This window comes from Natrinema zhouii (assembly GCF_013456555.2).
Lineage (GTDB): Archaea > Halobacteriota > Halobacteria > Halobacteriales > Natrialbaceae > Natrinema > Natrinema zhouii.
In genome coordinates this window covers 2,058,598-2,075,838 of the sequence record NZ_CP059154.1, presented here as the reverse complement: position 1 = coordinate 2,075,838, position 17,241 = coordinate 2,058,598, and the positions used below count along the sequence as shown (strand labels likewise).

18 protein-coding genes are annotated in these 17,241 nt (G+C 64.0%); 12 read left to right on the top strand and 6 right to left on the bottom strand.

The features are described 5' to 3' along the window. Positions 1-73 precede the first annotated feature (73 nt). A complete protein-coding gene (locus tag HYG81_RS28950) occupies positions 74-412 on the top strand; it encodes a DsrE family protein (protein WP_180839569.1) in 339 nt (112 codons plus the stop codon). A gap of 44 nt (positions 413-456) precedes the next feature. Here the strand turns inward: HYG81_RS28950 and HYG81_RS28945 are convergent, their stop codons facing one another. Beyond that, entirely contained in the window at positions 457-1,113 is a 657-nt protein-coding gene (locus HYG81_RS28945) for a DUF6517 family protein (protein WP_180839568.1), read from the bottom strand. Positions 1,114-1,265: 152 nt separating this feature from the next. On the opposite strand from HYG81_RS28945, the gene HYG81_RS28940 reads away from it, so the two are divergent. From HYG81_RS28940 to HYG81_RS28930, 3 genes are all read left to right on the top strand, one after another. Continuing rightward, a complete protein-coding gene (locus HYG81_RS28940) occupies positions 1,266-2,498 on the top strand; it encodes an MFS transporter (RefSeq protein WP_180839567.1) in 1,233 nt (410 codons plus the stop codon). A 198-nt stretch (positions 2,499-2,696) separates the two neighbouring features. Then, entirely contained in the window at positions 2,697-3,161 is a 465-nt protein-coding gene (locus tag HYG81_RS28935) for a plastocyanin/azurin family copper-binding protein (RefSeq protein ID WP_180839566.1), read from the top strand. Between the two features lie 296 nt (positions 3,162-3,457). Next, positions 3,458-4,570, top strand: a complete 1,113-nt coding sequence (locus HYG81_RS28930) for a pyridoxal-phosphate-dependent aminotransferase family protein (protein WP_180839565.1) — start codon at positions 3,458-3,460, stop codon at positions 4,568-4,570. 39 nt (positions 4,571-4,609) lie between these two features. Here HYG81_RS28930 and HYG81_RS28925 read toward each other — a convergent pair whose 3' ends face one another. Continuing rightward, positions 4,610-5,956, bottom strand: a complete 1,347-nt coding sequence (locus HYG81_RS28925) for a S8 family peptidase (protein ID WP_180839564.1) — start codon at positions 5,954-5,956, stop codon at positions 4,610-4,612. 107 nt (positions 5,957-6,063) lie between these two features. Between HYG81_RS28925 and HYG81_RS28920 the strand changes: the two genes are divergently transcribed. The 3 genes from HYG81_RS28920 (at position 6,064) to HYG81_RS28910 (ending at position 7,574) form a co-directional block, all read left to right on the top strand. Beyond that, positions 6,064-6,291 (top strand): hypothetical protein, encoded by a 228-nt coding sequence (locus tag HYG81_RS28920; protein WP_226777482.1) that lies wholly within the window; start codon positions 6,064-6,066, stop codon positions 6,289-6,291. Then, positions 6,288-7,184, top strand: coding sequence for a hypothetical protein (locus HYG81_RS28915; protein WP_180839563.1), 897 nt, complete (start codon positions 6,288-6,290; stop codon positions 7,182-7,184). The genes HYG81_RS28920 and HYG81_RS28915 overlap by 4 nt, the downstream gene beginning before the upstream one ends. A gap of 192 nt (positions 7,185-7,376) precedes the next feature. Continuing rightward, on the top strand, positions 7,377-7,574 hold the full coding sequence (locus tag HYG81_RS28910; RefSeq protein ID WP_226777481.1) for a hypothetical protein: 198 nt from the start codon (positions 7,377-7,379) through the stop codon (positions 7,572-7,574). 84 nt (positions 7,575-7,658) lie between these two features. On the opposite strand, the gene eif1A is transcribed toward HYG81_RS28910, so the two are convergent. Further along, positions 7,659-7,949, bottom strand: coding sequence for a translation initiation factor eIF-1A (gene eif1A / locus HYG81_RS28905; RefSeq protein ID WP_090617463.1), 291 nt, complete (start codon positions 7,947-7,949; stop codon positions 7,659-7,661). 136 nt (positions 7,950-8,085) lie between these two features. Between eif1A and HYG81_RS28900 the strand changes: the two genes are divergently transcribed. Next, entirely contained in the window at positions 8,086-8,265 is a 180-nt protein-coding gene (locus HYG81_RS28900) for a DUF7470 family protein (protein ID WP_098725111.1), read from the top strand. Between the two features lie 252 nt (positions 8,266-8,517). Here the strand turns inward: HYG81_RS28900 and HYG81_RS28895 are convergent, their stop codons facing one another. Beyond that, entirely contained in the window at positions 8,518-10,494 is a 1,977-nt protein-coding gene (locus HYG81_RS28895) for a DUF460 domain-containing protein (protein WP_180839562.1), read from the bottom strand. A gap of 364 nt (positions 10,495-10,858) precedes the next feature. Further along, positions 10,859-11,797 carry a ribonuclease Z gene (gene rnz / locus HYG81_RS28890; protein WP_180839561.1) on the bottom strand — a complete coding sequence of 313 codons (939 nt, stop codon included), beginning with the start codon at positions 11,795-11,797 and terminating at the stop codon, positions 10,859-10,861. A gap of 351 nt (positions 11,798-12,148) precedes the next feature. Between rnz and HYG81_RS28885 the strand changes: the two genes are divergently transcribed. The 3 genes from HYG81_RS28885 to HYG81_RS28875 all read left to right on the top strand — a co-directional run bounded on the left by HYG81_RS28885 (position 12,149) and on the right by HYG81_RS28875 (position 14,932). After that, positions 12,149-13,270, top strand: coding sequence for a DUF7282 domain-containing protein (locus HYG81_RS28885; RefSeq protein ID WP_180839560.1), 1,122 nt, complete (start codon positions 12,149-12,151; stop codon positions 13,268-13,270). Between the two features lie 108 nt (positions 13,271-13,378). After that, positions 13,379-14,383, top strand: a complete 1,005-nt coding sequence (locus HYG81_RS28880) for an AAA family ATPase (protein WP_180839559.1) — start codon at positions 13,379-13,381, stop codon at positions 14,381-14,383. A gap of 111 nt (positions 14,384-14,494) precedes the next feature. Beyond that, positions 14,495-14,932 carry an acyl-CoA thioesterase gene (locus HYG81_RS28875; RefSeq protein WP_180839558.1) on the top strand — a complete coding sequence of 146 codons (438 nt, stop codon included), beginning with the start codon at positions 14,495-14,497 and terminating at the stop codon, positions 14,930-14,932. A 191-nt stretch (positions 14,933-15,123) separates the two neighbouring features. Here HYG81_RS28875 and HYG81_RS28870 read toward each other — a convergent pair whose 3' ends face one another. Continuing rightward, entirely contained in the window at positions 15,124-16,215 is a 1,092-nt protein-coding gene (locus HYG81_RS28870; RefSeq protein ID WP_180839557.1) for a methyltransferase domain-containing protein, read from the bottom strand. Positions 16,216-16,583: 368 nt separating this feature from the next. Between HYG81_RS28870 and HYG81_RS28865 the strand changes: the two genes are divergently transcribed. Continuing rightward, on the top strand, positions 16,584-17,144 hold the full coding sequence (locus HYG81_RS28865; protein ID WP_180839556.1) for a TATA-box-binding protein: 561 nt from the start codon (positions 16,584-16,586) through the stop codon (positions 17,142-17,144). Positions 17,145-17,241: the final 97 nt, after the last annotated feature.

The following is a 17,241-nucleotide window of genomic DNA, read 5'->3' as shown; positions in this document are numbered from 1 at the left end:
GAGCCGATCGGTTCCGCCGGGCGCTTCGCTTGCAGGCTCAAACGCTTTCGCTGGCCGGCCACCCTGTCGAGACATGCAGACGGTCTTCCACCTCATCGCCGACGAACCGGCACAACAACAGACCGCGCTGACGATCGCTGAGAACCTCACGAAAGACGACTCCGTCGAGATCGACGACATCGCGATCGTCGCACAGGCCGATGGAATCGAGCCGCTGACGGCCGGTGGAGAGGGCAGCGACATGGTCGAATCGCTCCTCGAGACAGGTATCTCGGTCAAGGCCTGCGGCAACACGCTCGACCTCAAAGACCTCGCGGAATCGGATCTCGTCGAGGGCGTCGAAACCGTCCCCTCCGGCGGCGGTGAACTTACCCGGTTGCAGAGCGAGGGCTACGCCTACATTCGTCCGTAGTAGTCGCAAGTACAGAGCCGTTTTCCGGGGCCCTGCAACTCCGTTCAATCGTGCTCGAGCGACTCGAGCATCGTCCGAACGGCATCGGACTCCGTCTCGAGTCCCCCTGCCTGCGGATAGACCGCAACGCAGATCACGAAGTCGTCGCCGTGGGCGACGGGCTCGCTGACCTGAAGAGCGACGTCGAGCCTGCTCTCTTCGGAAATCAGTCGCGCACGCGCCTCGTACCGGGCGAGTGTCGTCTCGGTTCCCAGGATCGAGATCGATTCCTCGCCGACGGACCGGATGTCCTCGAGCCGGTCGTACTGGCTCTGGATCAGCGCGACGAGCTCGTTCGTCGAGTAGTCGCCGACGGGATTGAACGTCTTCCCGAGGACGGACACCTGTGGCGTCGTGAGGACGGCGACAACCGCTGCCTGCACGCGCATCAGTCCGAGCGCCTCGAGAGGGACCGCTCGGTCGTACTCGGCGTACCAGTTCCGGGCCTCGAACGAGCGTTCGATTCCGAACCGGCCGACGGTCCGCCTGACGACGAGTTCGTCGACGGCGCGTTCGTCGTACCCGGTTTCCGCGAGCGCTGCCCCGGAGACGGTCGCTACGTTCGACGAGAGCGAATCTTCGACGACATTCGTACAGCCGGCAACGACCCCCGTTCCGGCGGCTACTCCTGCAGCGAGTAGTTGCCGACGCGTGAGTGTCATCGAGAGTAACACGTTCTCAGCGACCGAAACTCCATCGGTTCCGGCAGAGGCCTCATTCGCGTGTGACAGGATCGGCGAAGACGTCTCTCGGGCGGCTAGTGGCTCGCCTCGAGACGAACGACTTGATACTCTCGGAGCGTCAAGGGGTGCTCGTGCACTCGAGTGATCGCGATCGGGTCGTGCTTGCCGCCCTCGTCTTCGCAGTGTTGTTCTCGCAGGTGTTGCTCTATCCGGGCGTGGCGACGCTCGTGGCGGCGCTGGGTGCGGACGCGACGAGTTCGGCGTTTGCGGCGACACCGCTCGATGCGAGCATGTGGTTTCTGGTCTCGGAGTTCGCCGCCTACGTGACGTTCGTCGGCGTCTGGGGCGTCGTCAGCGATGCGACCGGTCGGCGGACGCCCTTTATCGTCGGTAGTGCCCTCGCCGGTGCCGGTGGCTACGCCGCTCTCGCCGTCGTTCCCACGGTAGGGTCGATATCCTTCGGGGGCGTCCTCCTCTTGCGCGTCGTTCAGGGCGCGATGACGATCGGCGCGTTCTCCCTGACGATGACCATGCTGATGGATCTTGAGGGCGGCCACGGCCGGAACATGGGCGCGGCGGGGATCGCCATCGGGCTCGGTGCTGCACTCGGCGCGCCGATCGGCGGCCAGCTAACGGAGGTCAACCCGATCGCACCGTTACTCGTCGCCGCTGGCTTGCTCGTCTGCGTAGGCCTCGTCGTTTCGTTCGTCGAGGACCGCACGCCCGATGAACGCCGGTCCGCTCGCGCGCTCGTCGACGGAATTCGCCGCCGGCCGACGCTATCGATTCCGTTCGCCTTCGGCTTCGTCGATCGGCTCACAGCCGGGTTTTTCGCGCTCGTGGGCACGCTCTACTTTCAGGAAGTGTTCGGGCTCGACGCCGGGACGACCGGGCTCATGCTGGCGTGCTTTTTCGCCCCCTTCGCCCTCCTGCAGTATCCGATGGGTGCCCTCTCGGATCGGATCGGTCGGACGATCCCGATCGTCGTCGGCTCGCTGTGTTACGGCGGTGGGATCCTCCTCGTCGGGGCCGCACCATCGGTCGCGACCGCCGCGATCGCGATGGTCGGCGTCGGCGTCCTCGGTGCACTGGTCGCCCCCGCCACGATGGCGCTGGTCACCGACCTCGCCGACGAGAGCGAACGCGGACTCGCCATGGCCGGCTTCAATCTCGCCGGTAGCCTCGGCTTCCTCGGCGGCTTCCTCCTCGGCGGCACCGTCGCCAGTACCTACGGCTACGGCCTCGCGTTCCTCGTCGTCGGCGGCCTCGAGATCGCGATCGCCGTCGTCACCGTGCCGGTGTTTCTGCGGCTCTCACTCGAGCCGACCGATCAGGTTCGCTCGAGCGATCGCGGTGAGGCCTGACACATCTCTCAACTGCCATCATCCCACACTCACCGCTGACAGCCGTGCGGTCGAGTGAACTGACTTCCAGTAGCTGCTACCGGTAGCTTCACCGAACGTTCTCCGAATGTACTCGTTCCTATATTGCGGTATGTGGTCACATAACATTGTACTGAGGGAAGGTATCAATTTTTATGTGGCCGAACCCAACCTCCGGTGATGGCACAAGACAATCCAGTTTCGCGACGGACAGCGCTGAAGCTGACGGGAGCGGCCGCATCGACGGCACTCGTCGCCGGTTGTAGCGGTGGAAACGGTGACGGCAACGGTAACGGCGACAGCGAAGACGGCATCGAAATCGAAAGCGGTGCCGACATTCGGTTCAGCGGCCAGACCAGCAGCTGGGACGGCCTCGAGCCGTCCTCGATCGAGGGCGAATCGAATCCGACGCTCATCCTGACGGAGGGCGAGGATTATACGATCGGCTGGACGGAAGGCGACGGCAGCGGTCACAACATGCAGATCCGCGACGACAGCGGGGAAGTCCTCGACGACCTCACGACGGGTGAACCCGTCGAGGAGCCGGACGAGAGCCAGATTCTGGAGATCACGGCCAACTCCGACATGGCCACATACCGGTGTGAGCCCCACACCGGCATGGAAGGCGATATTCAGGTCGAATAACGGCGTTCGATCGGTCGCTGACCACAACGTTTTTTCTCCTTTCTCGTCTCGTTTTCATTACCGCTTGCGACACCCGACTGTCCACTGATCCCGGGTACGCATCGCAGATGTGGTCGATCACTGTCGTACGTGATCCAACACGACCACTCACTCGACAGAGCGCGACCCGTGAGCAGTATCGCGGCCTCGAGTACAGCGCTTATCGGCTGTCCACCGGCCAGTCTCCCCGTCTCCGATAGCGCATCAAAAGTACCATACCGTCTCGCCTACCAGTAAGCCGTACTCAGGTGGTTTCCGTGACCAAGAAACGCGAATACAAAGCTGACTATCCCGACAAGACGCTGTACATCCCGGGCCCGACCGAGGTCCGCGAGGACGTCCTCGAGGCGATGTGCGAGCCGATGTTCGGCCACCGGATGGACCGAATGACCGATCTCTACACGACCATCGTCGAGGACACGAAGGAGTTCCTCAGCACCGACAACGAGGTCATCATCCTCACGGGGTCGGGGACCGAGTTCATGGAGAGTTCGATTCTGAATCTCGTCGATGAGAACGTCCTCTGTACGACCTGTGGCAGTTTCAGCGAGCGTCAGGCAAACGTCGCCGAACGCCTCGGCAAGACCGTCGACACGCTCGAGTACGAGTGGGGCCAGGCGGTCAAACCCGAAGACGTCCGCGAGCGACTCGAGGAGAGCGACGCCGACTACGACGCCGTCACCTGCGTGATGAACGAGAGTTCGACCGGCGTCCGCAATCCGATCGAAGGGATCGGCGACGTCGTCGCCGAGTATCCGGACATCTACTTCATTGTCGACGCCGTCTCGGCGCTGGGCGGTGACCTCGTCGATATCGACGAGCACGACATCGACGTCATCTTCACGTCGGTCCAGAAGGCGTTCGCCATGCCGCCGGGACTCGCCGTCTGCGTCGTCAGCGACGACGCCTACGAGCGAGAACTCGAGAAAGACTCGGCGTCGTGGTACGGCGGCTTCCAGCGCTCGCTGGACTACTACGACCGGAAGGGTCAGACTCACTCCACGCCGGCGATTCCGGTCATGCTCGCGTATCGAAAGCAGATGAAACACATGCTTGAGGAGGGCCACGACGCACGCGACCAGCGTCACCGAGAGATGGCCGAGTACACGCGCGAGTGGGCCCGCGAGCACTTCGATATGTTTCCCGAGGAGGGGTACGAATCCCAGACGGTAGCCTGCATCGAGAACACGCAGGGGATCGACGTCGCGGAGACCATCGACACCGTCGACGAGGAGTACGATATGGTCTTCTCGAACGGCTACGGCTCGCAACTCGGCGAGGAAACGTTCCGCATCGGTCATATGGGTGAACACGACCTCGAGTCGATCGAGGAACTCACCGACGCCATCGAAGACATCGCCGAATTATAGTACGATATCGGGTGTAAAAGGGTATTCAACGGCCGACGCTCACCGGAACAGCCCCAGGAACCAGTCGAGGACGGCCGCGATCTGATCCGCGATCCACTCCAGTCCCGAGACGAGCTTCTCGATAATCGACCCCACGCCGCCGGTGACGACGCCGCCGCCCTTATCCGCGCGCTCGTGACCGAGCGCCGTGCGGGCGTCCACGAGTCCGTGTCCCTCCTCACAGGTACCCAACACCGGTTCGGCGGTGTCGGTGAGAATCCGGCGCACCTGTTCATTGGGGCCGGGACCGTCTTCCTCGCGGGTCTCCCAGACCAGTGCCGCGACGCCGGTGACGAACGGGCAGGCGATGCTCGTCCCGCTCGCCTCGGCGTACTCGTTGTCGACGGTCGCCGAGGTAACGCCCGTCCCCGGTGCCAGCAGGTCGACGGCCGAACCGACGCTGCTGTAGGACGCCAGCGTGTCGTCCTCGTCCATCGCGGTCACCGCGACGACCTTCTCGTGGGTCGCCGGATAGGTCATCGTTTCCGCGTCGCACGATCCGTTTCCGCCGTTTCCTTCGTTACCGGCCGCACAGAGCAGAAGGTGTCCCGCCGAGTGTGCGGCCTCGATAGCCCTGTCCATCGTGGCGCTCGTGGCCTCGCCGCCGAGGCTCATCGAGATCAGCTCTATGTCGTTCGACATACACCAGTCGATTCCGGCGATCAGTTCGCTGTACCGACCGGAGCCGTCGTCGCCGAGTACCTTCACCGCGTACAGGTTCGTGTTGGGAGCGACGCCAACGACGCCGAGGTCGTTGTCCAACGCGCCGGCGATCCCGGCGACGTGCGTTCCGTGACCGTGGCGGTCCTCGTAGTCGCCGGACGTGCCGTCAGCGGTAAAGTTCCGACCGCCGTCGACCGACAAACTGCAGTGTCCCGACTCGATGCCCGTGTCGAGAATTCCCACGTCGACGCCCGATCCGTCCGGTTCGACGCTGTCGGCACCGATGCGGTCTATACCCCAGGACGGCCGTTGGTCGGGGTGGGTGGAACAGTCGGACCTGTCTGGGGGATTCAGGATGTCCGATAGGGCTGGGGTTGGCGACCAGTCTCCGGGAATTCCAGTCTCGTCGTCGTCTTCGACGGACGCCACGCGGCGGTCGCGACGCAGCTCGTCGAGCCTGGTCGACGGCACCTCCGCAACCACGAAGTCGAAATTGTCGTACTCGAAAACCGTCGTGCCGCCGACGGCCTCGAGTACGTCGAGGAGTTCACCGATCAGTCCCGAACGCGGATGGACGAAGACTCGCTTCCTGTCAGTTTCCGCGGCCGACGCGGGCGTACCGAGCGCTCCGACTGCGACGGTGGCTCCGACACCCTGTAGTAACTGACGCCGGCTCAGTTGCATGGATAGGGAGAGGCAGAAATACGGAATAAGTCTTCTGTGTCCGATGACAGTCTGCCGAAGCGATCGGTTGGTCGCGTCGATACCGTATCAACGTTAATTTATTTTCGATGGGTACTGTCGGCGAGGCAGAAGCGATGGTGCCCGAAACCGAAGTAATCGATCTCTGGCTGTCTATCGAGACACCAGTAACTCTCCTCGTCACCGTTCCCACTCTCTGGCTCGCTTTTTCGGGCGACGTAGTTGCAAATCGCCTCGTCTGTATCGCTGAGCTCACCACTGGCCATGTTGACATTCAGGTAACATTTAGTCCATCGAGAATGACGTGTGTCATATGAAAGATATTGAGCAGCCCACGGCCGTACCACCGGGCCAAGCGAACACCCAGTTCGCCGTGCTCGCTGGATGCTACGTGGCTGCGCTCGTCGCGCCGACGCTGACTCTCTGGGCCGTCGAGTACGTGCAGATCCGCAGTCGCCTCCTGGCGCTCGGTGTGATGGGCGTAGTCGCTATCGTGGTCGGTGCTTCGACAGTGTCCGTCGTAGGGGACAACGAGGGACTCCTCTCGTGGCTGAACACGGGATGGCTACCGTGGCTATTCCCGGTTGCCGGGATCCTCCCGGTGATCGCCTACCATTTCAGTCTTATCGAGGTGTTCGCGACGTTGTTCGTCGAAGGGGCTTCGATCCCGGTCACGAGTCTCGTGGCGTCGATCGCGTTCATCCTCGGGATCGTTGCAGCGTTCGTCGGTGAAATAGCCCTGCGTGCTGCCCGCAACCAGATCGCTTGCTCCGCCACGAGGGCCGAGGATCTGACGATCAAGTGGTCCGTCAGGTGGCCACGGTCGCACAAGCTGAATATCTTAGTGATCGTCGTACTCGTGGGTATCGGTCTCCTCGCGATCCTTGCAGTCACGGTAGCGCCTGTATCGGTCGTATTCACTGGCCCCTTCGTCTTGGTACTCGTTCTTGTCACGAGGATGTTCCTCTCCGAACGAGAGTTCGAGCTGACTCCGGCCGGACTATCACACGTCCGGAGTGGAACACTTTACACTCACCGCCAGTTCCTCCCGTGGTCGGAGATCGAATCGCTCACGCTCTCCGACGATGCCGTCGTACTCCATCGAGAGGGGCTGCTGCCCAGTATCCGGTTCTCCCGGTCCGATATCCGGCCGGACGAGGAAGAGATTCTCGCCGCCCTCGAAGAGCATGTCAGTAGGCAATCCCGATAGTTCACCCCAAGGCAATCATCGATTCTGACGCCGCCCCTCTCACGTTCTGCAGGCCAGTCGTTCCGAAGGGTCTCCCGGTCGAACGGGTGCCACTTCGAGGCGCGAAATAGGGGCAACCTAGGTGTTACGGGTCCCCGGGCGTACTGCCAGCTGCGGGGCGAAGGATACCCATCACCTCGGTGACTGCTGGCAATGACTCAGGATGGGATGCAAAAAGTCCGGCTCCCCGCGCGTCGAGCGGCTGCGCGGGCTGAGTCTGATGGGTTAAAATTCCGCGGCAACGGTTCGCTGGCGCCGGCTCACTTGACGTTCCGCGTCTCGTACGGCGAGTTCCGTGAACTCGTCCTGATGTGTGTCATCTACAACATCGAGCGGGCCGTGACACAGTGAAATCAAACTCTGTATGGCGATTCACCACGGCCAATTTTTACCGAGGGTGCGCCGCAGGCGCACCCGCAGAGCAAAACTTCGTCCCTATTGGATGTGGCCTTCTTCCCGCAGCTGATCGGCCTCGCTCTTCTCGTAGCGCCAAGTGATGTCGGCCTTTTCGTCCTGCCAGTCCCAGGGTTCGACGAGCACGACGTCGTCTTCGCGGATCCAGATGCGCTTTTGCATTTTGCCGGGGATGCGCGCTGTGCGCTCAGTGCCGTCGGCACAGCGTACTTTGACCCGATTCGCCCCGAGCATGTTGGTGACGGTCGCGAAGACCTCGTCATCCTCGGGCATCCGGAGGTTCTTCCGACCGCCGTCTCCGTCGTCGCTCATGGCCGTGGATTCGCGTTCGAGGGGTTTAACGTTTTACTGATTTGGACGCTGGAATCGCTAGCGGTCGCCGTTTCGTCGTTTTGTTGTGAGGCTCGAAACCATGCCGTTTATTTCGCTCGGCTTTGCAACCCTGCGTATGTTGAAAAATCTCGGCGCGCTCGGCATCGCCGGTATCGTAATCTTGCTTGCCGGTATCGGCCTCATCGCGTCCCAGAATCTCCTGATCGCTGCGGGGATGGCGCTCATTGTCGCCGGTCTCGGCCTGGTCGTCAAGTCCCTGATTTCGGGAATGCTCCAGAACTTCGGAATGTTCTGACCGTCCTCGAGTCCGCCCGAATATCGAGGCTCGAGCGTTTTCTTTCCGAATCGCGTATCGTTGGTATGGATACACGCTCCAGTACGACGACCTCGTGTTGGTCGCGATCGCGTTTATTGGCCACGCGTTGTTCGTCAATGGACCGGTCGATGACTCCGAGGACCTGACCGAGGAGGCCCCCCCCTCGAGGAGGTGTCCAACGTGCTGTCGCCGATGGAGTCCGGACCCGAACCGTAACGCGAGCGTGCCGATTCAGACTTCGTTGTCGCCCGCTCGATGCTCGCTGATGAGCTGGTCGACCATCGCCGATTTGCGGTTCCGCTTGCGCGCGTCGGCGCGTTCGTGCCAGTCGTCGATGGCGGCTTCCACGTCGTCCTCGCGAGCGACGGCGAGTTCGTCGACCTCCTGCATGGCGACGTCGTCGGCGGGACCGACTGGAATCTCCTCGTCGAAGAGGATCTCGTCGGCGATCTCCGAGAGGCCGCCGTCCTTGAGGACGACGCGGGGATCGAACTCCGCGAGGAGTTCGGCCGTTGAGCGACCCGCACCACTGGCGTCCCGGATGTAGACCACGTCGCCGCTCGCGATGCCGTACTGCTCGTCGGCCTCGCGGATCGCGCCCTTGGTGAACTTCTCGACGACTTTGACCGGAACCAGCCCCTCCTTCTTCGCGGAGACGTCGCTGAAGTTCGAGTGATCGAGCTTCCAGAGGGCCTTCATCCGCTCGACCTTGTTCTCGAGCGTCTCGACGTCCTCGCGAGCATCGTCGCGCTCGCGTTCGAGTCGGTTCGCCTTCCGCTCGAGGCGGCTCACCTCGCGGTCCTTGCGAACCTGCGTTCGTTCCTCGCGGCGAGCGAGCGTCAGTTTCGACTCGAGTTCGTCGATCCGGTCGTCGCGGTCTTCGACTCGGCCCTCGAGCCGTTCGACGTGTGACTGGAGCCGTTCGACCTGCCGCTCGAGGTCCTTGATCCGTTTCTCTTCCGCGGTGAGTTCACGGGGCTCGTGCTCGGTAGATTCCTCCTCGTCGCCGCTCTCGTCGTCGGTCAGGTCCCGGAGGACGGCCTCGACGCTCTCCTCGCCGGCGACGACGCGGGCGGTGACCTCGCCGCGATCGATCCCCGGCGGGAGCTTGTCGGCGATCCGCTCGAACTGGTCCTCGTGGGCGTCGAGGGCGTAGAGCGCGGCGGCCATCGCGTCGCGCTGGTGGTCGTCGTCGTAGGGATGCTCGCGCGTGCGGTGTTGTTTTTCGTCGACCGGGAGATCGCTCCCGGGCGTCCAGCCCGCGGCGTCGAAGCTCCGGCGGAACTTCTCGACGGTTTCGGGCATCGGCGTCACGTCGGCCGCGACGATGATCGGGCGGCCCCGCTCGACGATCCACTCGATCACGTCGGCGGTGTCGCTGGTTCGGGAACTCCAGACGTCGAGCACCTCGCCCTCGAGGCCGACGATGGCGACGGCGGTCGTCGTCCCGGGGTCGATGCCGACGATGACGTGATCGCGGCGCTTGACGAGGGGCTCGAACTCGATGCCGTCGCGGCGCTCGCGCTCGATCTCGACGCGGACATCACCCGAGCGATTTCGGGAGACGGGGATGTCACTGGGTCGGGCCTGCACGGTGAAAATCGCGTTCGCGAAGCCACCGTATGCCTCCCGAACGTCGCGCTCGTACTCGAGGTTGTGCTCCTCGAGTTCGGACTCGACCTCGCGGGCTCGTTTCCTGACCGAGCCGTGGATGCGGCGGGTGTAGCGGTCCTCACTCCAGCCGCCGCTGCCGGTCGAGCGCCCCCGTGCGACCTTCACTTCGGTCGTGTCGGTGAAGGCCGATACCTCGTGGCCGACGTTGTGGGCGGCCAGCCGGGCGGCGGCTTCGGCCTCCTGCATCGGGTCCTTTCCGTAGGGGACGTTGTGGCGGTTCGCGACGCGGGAGAGCGGTTCGGGCTGTTCGGCACCCGTCACCTGCACGAGCTTGGTTCCGGTCGGCAGCGAGCCGAGGAAGTGGATCAGCTGGTCCTTGTCGGCGGCCAGCTCGTACATGTTGTCCGTCGCGACGATCGCCGGCTCCTCGTCGTCGATCAGTCGTCTGAGCTTGCGGTGGGAGACGACGTCTCGAGTGATCTCGTCTCCGTCGTATACTGCCAGTGCGTACGATGGTGCATCGCCACGCACGTCACCGCTCTGAACGTCGACACCGAAGACGACTGCATCGAGCGCACTCGTTCGCGTACTCACAGCGGGCCGTAGGAACGAGACGGCTATAAATCCGGCGCGGGTTCGCACCGCGATAGAGTCGGGTGAAAGCCGGGAGCAGGTATTGTGTTCTCCAGCCGATTCGCTTATACACATAGTGTATGGAACAGCAAGTTCTGATGGATATTCGGTGAACAAAGTGTCCTGCTATCGTGGCAGCAGGGAATCGCCACGCCCTCCCCAGCCGATTCGCTCACTCCCTGCGGTCGCTCGCTCATCCCTCGCACGGCATTGACGACCGCCCTCACTCCCGTTCGGTCGGTCGACAGCGCGCGCCACCGCACACCGGGTGTCCGGTCAGGAGTGATACGTAGTACCCCTGTATCGAACGGTAGCGTCGATTGATCTACTCGCCGTCGGGATACGGAATCTCGAGCTTCTGCCCGTCGTCGGGAACGAACACGCCCTCGCTGTCGCCCGCGAAGACCTCGCGGGCCTGTTCTTCGTGGGCGTCCGTCTGTCCGGCGTAGCGCGAGGAGAGATGCATGAGCGCGAGCCGATCTGCGCCGGCGCGGTTCGCGATTTCGGCGGCCTGCCGGGCCGTCGAGTGGGCGGTGTCGGTCGCCCGATCGGCCCGGTCGTCAGCGAAGGTCGCGTCGTGGATCAGCAGGTCGGGGTCGTCCGCGACTTCGATCGTCGCCTGCGCGGGGCGGGTGTCGCCGGTGTAGACGATCGATCGGCCAGGTCGGGGGTCGCCGACGACCTGATCCGGGTCGACGACGGTGCCGTCCTCGAGTTCGACGACCTCGCCCTCGTGGAGCTTCGAGAACGCCGGCCCGACGGGAACGCCGAGTTCCTCGGCGCGCTCGCGGTCGAATCGGCCCTTGCGATCGTCTTCGACGAGCGCGTAGCCGACCGAGCGGGTGTCGTGGTCGGTGTCGAACGCGCGGACCTCGTACTCGTCGGCGCGGTAGGCGACGTCGCCGCCGCCGACCTCGTTGATCCGTACCGGAAACGAGGGGCGGTTTCCGAGGGCGTTCACCAGCGACTTGAGCTGGGTACGCGTGCCGCGAGGGGTGTGGATCGCCAGCGGCGCGTCGCGGTCGTTGAACGCCATCGTCTGGAGCAGTCCCGGAATTCCGAGGACGTGATCTCCGTGGAGGTGCGTGACGAACAGCTGCGAGACGGAAAAGCCGGTGCCAAAGCGCATCATCTGGCGCTGGGTCCCCTCGCCGGCGTCGAACAGCAGCCCCTCGCCCTCGCGGGCGACGAAGACGCTACTCGGATTTCGCGCCGTCGTCGGAATCGCTCCGGCCGTCCCCAGAAACGTCACGCGCAGTGGCATCGGTACCCCTTCGGCGGGCCGCGACTAAACCGGCTTCGGATCGCTCGAGTCTGCGATTCGGGTTCAGCGTCGAACTCACCGAGTGGGGAATCGTGGGCGCGACCGTTCGGGTCGCTCGCTGACGGCGTCTCGAGCGGTGTCCTCTCCCGCGCGACGGGGACGACGAGTTGTCGCCTCTCACGATCCTCGCCCTGAAGGGTGGATTTTCGCCTTGTGACATCCATAAACCCCGCTACCGAACCGTCGTAACTGGCGACTATTCGTGCGAACCGTTCGGAACCACTCCGTTCTGCGAACAGACGACGCATTTTACGTCCGTCGAACACGAAGCGAAACACGACACCACCCCCAATGAGTTCGAGACTGACGTTTGGCACGCTGAAGCGGATCGTTGCCATCCTGATCGCGATCACGATCGTCATCACGGCCGGTATCGTCGTCGGGCAGGCTCCCGCCATTTTCGGCGTCGAGGAGGACCCCGAGGCCTCGATCACGTTCGAAGACCAGCGGAGTAACGGCTCCGCCGTGACGATACAGGAAATCACCCTTTCGGACGGCGGCTACGTCGTCATCAGCGACGACGGCGACGAACCGCTGGCCGTCTCCGAGCGCCTCGAGGCCGGCACTCACGAGAACGTGACCGTCGAGCGCGAGGACGACGCCACGCGCGAACTCGTCGGTCAGCTGACCGCGACGGCTCATCGTGATACCTCCGACGACGAGGGCTACGCCTACGAGGCGAGCAACGGCGAGGAGGACCAGCCCTATCTCGAGGACGGGTTCCCGGTCAGCGACACCGCGACGGTGACGACCGGTGACGACGCGGTCAGCAACTCGTTCGTCGTCGAATCGATCGACGCGCCGACGGCGGCCACGACGAACGAGACGATCGACGTGAACGCTCAAATTCGAAACCCGACGGAGTCGATGGCCCAACAGCCCGTCGAGGTCCGCATCGATGGCACCGTCTTCGCGCGACAGATACTGGAACTCGAGGGCGACGAAACCCGAAACGTGACGCTCGAGACGGACACGAGCGGGGCTCCGCCCGGTAATCAGTCGATCGGCGTCTACACCGAGGACGACGGCGCGCTCTCACGGATCGATCTCACGTTCCACACCGATCCGAGCGTCGCGGTCGATGGGGCGAGCAACGATACCGTGAGGGTCTCCGCAGCGACGCCCGAGGAGGGATTCGTTACCCTCGAACGAAACGGAACCGTACTCGGGACGAGCGAGCAACTCGAGCCCGGCGAGCACGAGAACGTCAGTATCAACCTCTCCGACGCCTCGCTCGGCGAGAGCGAGGAGCTGACAGCGAGCCTCTACGCGGGCGATCCCGCCGACGCCGACGCAGCCTCGCCGATCGAGTTCGAGGGCGAACCGGTCCAAACCACGTTTACGCTCGGGGACGTGGCCGACGACTCGAGCGACGGCGGTGACGGCGCTGACAACGAATCGACCGGCGAGTAGCCGTCCATTCAATCGCCGAGTAGCTGCCCATTCAATCGCCGAGTAGCTGCCGACTCGACCGCCGAACAACCGACCGATTCTTACCCGGCCCACTCCTACTGGCTGGCGATGGACGCGCCGCTGTGGACCGAAACCCACGCCCCGGAGCTGGCCGAGTTGCCACAGGACGACGCTCGCGAGTACCTCGAGCGAGCCGTCGAGGAGCCGATCAACCTCCTCCTGCAGGGGCCGCCCGGAAGCGGGAAGACGGCCGCGGCGCGCGCACTGGTCCGCGCGGCACACGACGACCCGGACAACGATTTCGTCGAGATCAACGTCGCCGACTTCTTCGGCCGGACCAAGACCGAGATCAAGAACGATCCGCGGTTCGAGCACTTCCTCGTCGGCCGCTCGTCGATGTCCAAGCGGGACATGATCAATCACGTCCTCAAGGAGTCCGCGAGCTACGCGCCCGTCTCGGGGGGCTATACCACGATCTTGCTCGACAACGCCGAAGACGTCCGCGAGGACTTCCAGCAGGCCCTGCGTCGGATCATGGAGCAACACCACCGGACGACGCAGTTTATCATCGGGACGCGCCAACCGACCAAACTCATCCCGCCGATCCGCTCGCGGTGTTTCCCCGTCTCCCTGCGCTCGCCCTCGAGCGAGGAGATCGTGGTCGTCCTCGAGCGCATCGTCGAGGAAGAGGGAGTCGACTACGACGAGGACGGCCTCGAGTTCGTCGCGGGCTACGCGAACGGTAACCTCCGGCAGGCGATCCTCGCGGCCCAGACGACCGTCGAGGACGCGGGCGAACTCACGATGAGCGCGGCCTACGAGACGATCGGCGAGGTCGGCCTCGACGAGGAGATCGAGTCGATGCTCGACGACGCCGAAGCCGGCGAATTCACCGACGCCCGGTCGACGCTGGACGACCTGCTCGTCGACGAGGGATTAGACGGGAACGAGGTGCTCGAGGAGGTCCTCCAGATCGCGCGCAAACGCTATCAGGGAGAACAGCTGGCTCGAGTACATCAGCTGGCAGCCGATATCGATTTCGAGATGCACGAGGGGACGAGCGATCGAATTCACGTCTCGCATCTCCTTGCGGAACTCGGCCGGGACGCCTGAGCGTCGCGTCACTGACCGACTGTCCCGCTTCACTCGGTCGACGGGGGGCTTCTCGAGACCGCGACTTCTATCGATCCGGAGCGTTATCCCATCGCCGGACGAAGGTCGGGTATGCCGACGCTTCTCGAGACCCACATTCGGAATCGCTTCCGCGTCCAGCCGAACCACGCGAACAACAATAACACGCTGCACGGCGGTAACCTGATGAAGTGGCTCGACGAGGTGAGCGCGATGTCCGCGATGCGCTTTGCCGGTGAAACCTGCGTCACCGCTCGAGTGAACGAACTGGACTTCGAGCGGCCGATCCGGATCGGCGACACCGCCCTCGTCGAGGCCTACGTCTACGATTCGGGCCGGACGAGCGTCCACGTCGCGCTCCGCGCCTGGCGCGAGGAGCCCCGATCGGGCGAAACCGAGAAAACGACCGAGTCGACGTTCACGTTCGTCGCGATCGACGAGAACGGTGACAAGGTTCCCGTTCCCGATCTCTCGGTCGAGACTGACGAAGGGATGCGGCTTCGGGACCGCGTTCTCGAGATCGAGGACTGAACGGCCGCCTCGATTTCTGCGGTGGCGCGCGCTGGGCCGCGGTGAGCGGACAGCGAACCGCGGGCTGAATATGCGCGAGGGATGAGTGAGCGAAGCGAACGAATCGGCTGGGGAGGGTGTGGCGATCCCTTGCCGCCACGGTAGCAGAACGCTTGTCTCATCAGACAACTCCGTTTACGCAGCAGAACTGACTACGGAGATCGTCGCTCGAGCACCATCACGTACCGCGTCAGCGACCGATGAACCCGGCGCTCGAACGTAGACTCGAGTTCCCAGCCGGCCGCTCGCGCCGCACCGGCCCACGACCGATCCGCGATCACGACCGCCCGCGGGGCTACCCGATGGGCTTCCTCGAGCGCGCCGGAAACGAGGTCCGCGAGCCGATGCGTCTCGATCTTCGACTGACGTCCGTACGGCGCGTCGAAGACGACGCCGTCGACCGCGTCGTCCGCCAGCGGCAGCCGGGTCGCATCGCCCCGGCCGACGTGCCACGACCCACGCGAAACGCCGGTCGGCGAGGGCTCGTCGCGCTCGAGGAAGGACAGCAAATTCTCACGAGCGCCCTCAGCCATCTTCGCCTGCGCGTCGGTGCCGATCACGTCCGCGCCGACGAGGCCCGCCTCGACGAGCACGCCGCCGGTGCCACACATCGGGTCGAGGATCGTCGCGCCCGGTCGAGCGCCGGCGACGTTCGCGACGGCCCGCGCGAGTAGCGGATCCATGCTGCCGGGCTGGAAGAAGGGTTTGTCCGTCGGCGCGCGAGTTCCGAAATCGCGGACGCTCTCCGCTTCGAGCCAGCCGAGCGCGCAGACTGAGACCTGCTCGCCCGCAGGGTCGTCAGTGTCGTTCGCTACGGATTCGAGCACGCCATCGTCTCCATCGTACTCGAGCGCGCCCGCCGAAAACGCGACGCGCAGGAGGTGATCCGGCTCCTCGAGATCCACCGAAAAGCCCCGATCGACCAGCACCTGGCCGAGTTCGCGTTCCGCCGTTTCGGTGCTCACGCCGCTCGAGCCGTGGACGTCCGTCGCCCGGACCGCGACCGATCCCTCCCGGTCGATCGACGCGGCCTCGAGGATCGCGCGAGCGCTCTCGAGGTCGGCGTTGCCCCGTCCGAGGAGTTCGCTGGCGCGGTGGGTGTAGGCGAGGCCGCGGACGCGCTCGGGGACGACCGTTCGTGCGACGGCGAGCCCCGGTGCGATTCCCTCCACGCCGGTCGCGGCGCTCCGGGCCTCGCGAGCCGCGAACGCGTCGTCCTCGCCGCCGAACTCGAGCAGGTACACGGTCGACTGTCACCGCGCCTCGAGTATGAGGGTGCCGTTTTTGCGAGATCGATTACGTGGCTCGAGTGGGGGATCCGAAGAAGAGCGCCCTGCTATCGTGGCAACTAGGGGAGACCACACCCTCCCCAGCCGATTCGCTCACTGCGTTCGCTCATCCCTCGCACGACTTCGTGCCGCGGTTCGTATATCACTCACCGCGGCACAGCACGCGCCACCGCACGTGGTTCGTCAGTACGGAGCGATATACTGGTCGTGTAAGCAACCATAACCCGGCGACGGTTTCGGATCGGTTTCGGTCCTATGTACCGGACATATCAGGTGGCGGTACCAACCTTTATAAACCTTAAATACGTCTTTTTAAGCGACTAATGACGGATCCGAAGGACACCATCAATATCGAAAACGTGGTGGCGTCGACCGGCATCGGGCAGGAACTCGACCTCCAGAGTGTCGCGATGGACCTCGAGGGGGCCGACTACGACCCCGAACAGTTCCCCGGTCTCGTCTACCGAACCCAGAATCCCAAATCCGCCGCCCTGATCTTCCGCTCGGGAAAGATCGTCTGTACCGGCGCGAAGAGCACCGACGACGTCCACGAGAGCCTGCGAATCGTTTTCGACAAGCTTCGTGAACTCCAGATTCAGGTCAACGAAGACCCCGAGATCATCGTCCAGAACATCGTCACCTCGGCCGATTTAGGCCGGAACCTCAACCTGAACGCGATCGCCATCGGGCTGGGCCTCGAGAACATCGAGTACGAACCCGAGCAGTTCCCCGGCCTCGTCTACCGGCTCGACGAGCCCGAGGTCGTCGCCCTGCTCTTTGGCTCCGGGAAACTCGTCATCACCGGCGGCAAGAAGCCCGTCGACGCCGAACACGCGGTCGACAAGATCGTCTCCCGGCTCGAGGACCTCGGCCTGCTCGAGTAACACCGTCCGAGTCGGGTTGCTCGAGCCGGTGTCGTCGCCATCAGTGCCTGTCCGTTCACAGACGTGTCATCGGGAACCGTCTGCGCGACATCGTTCC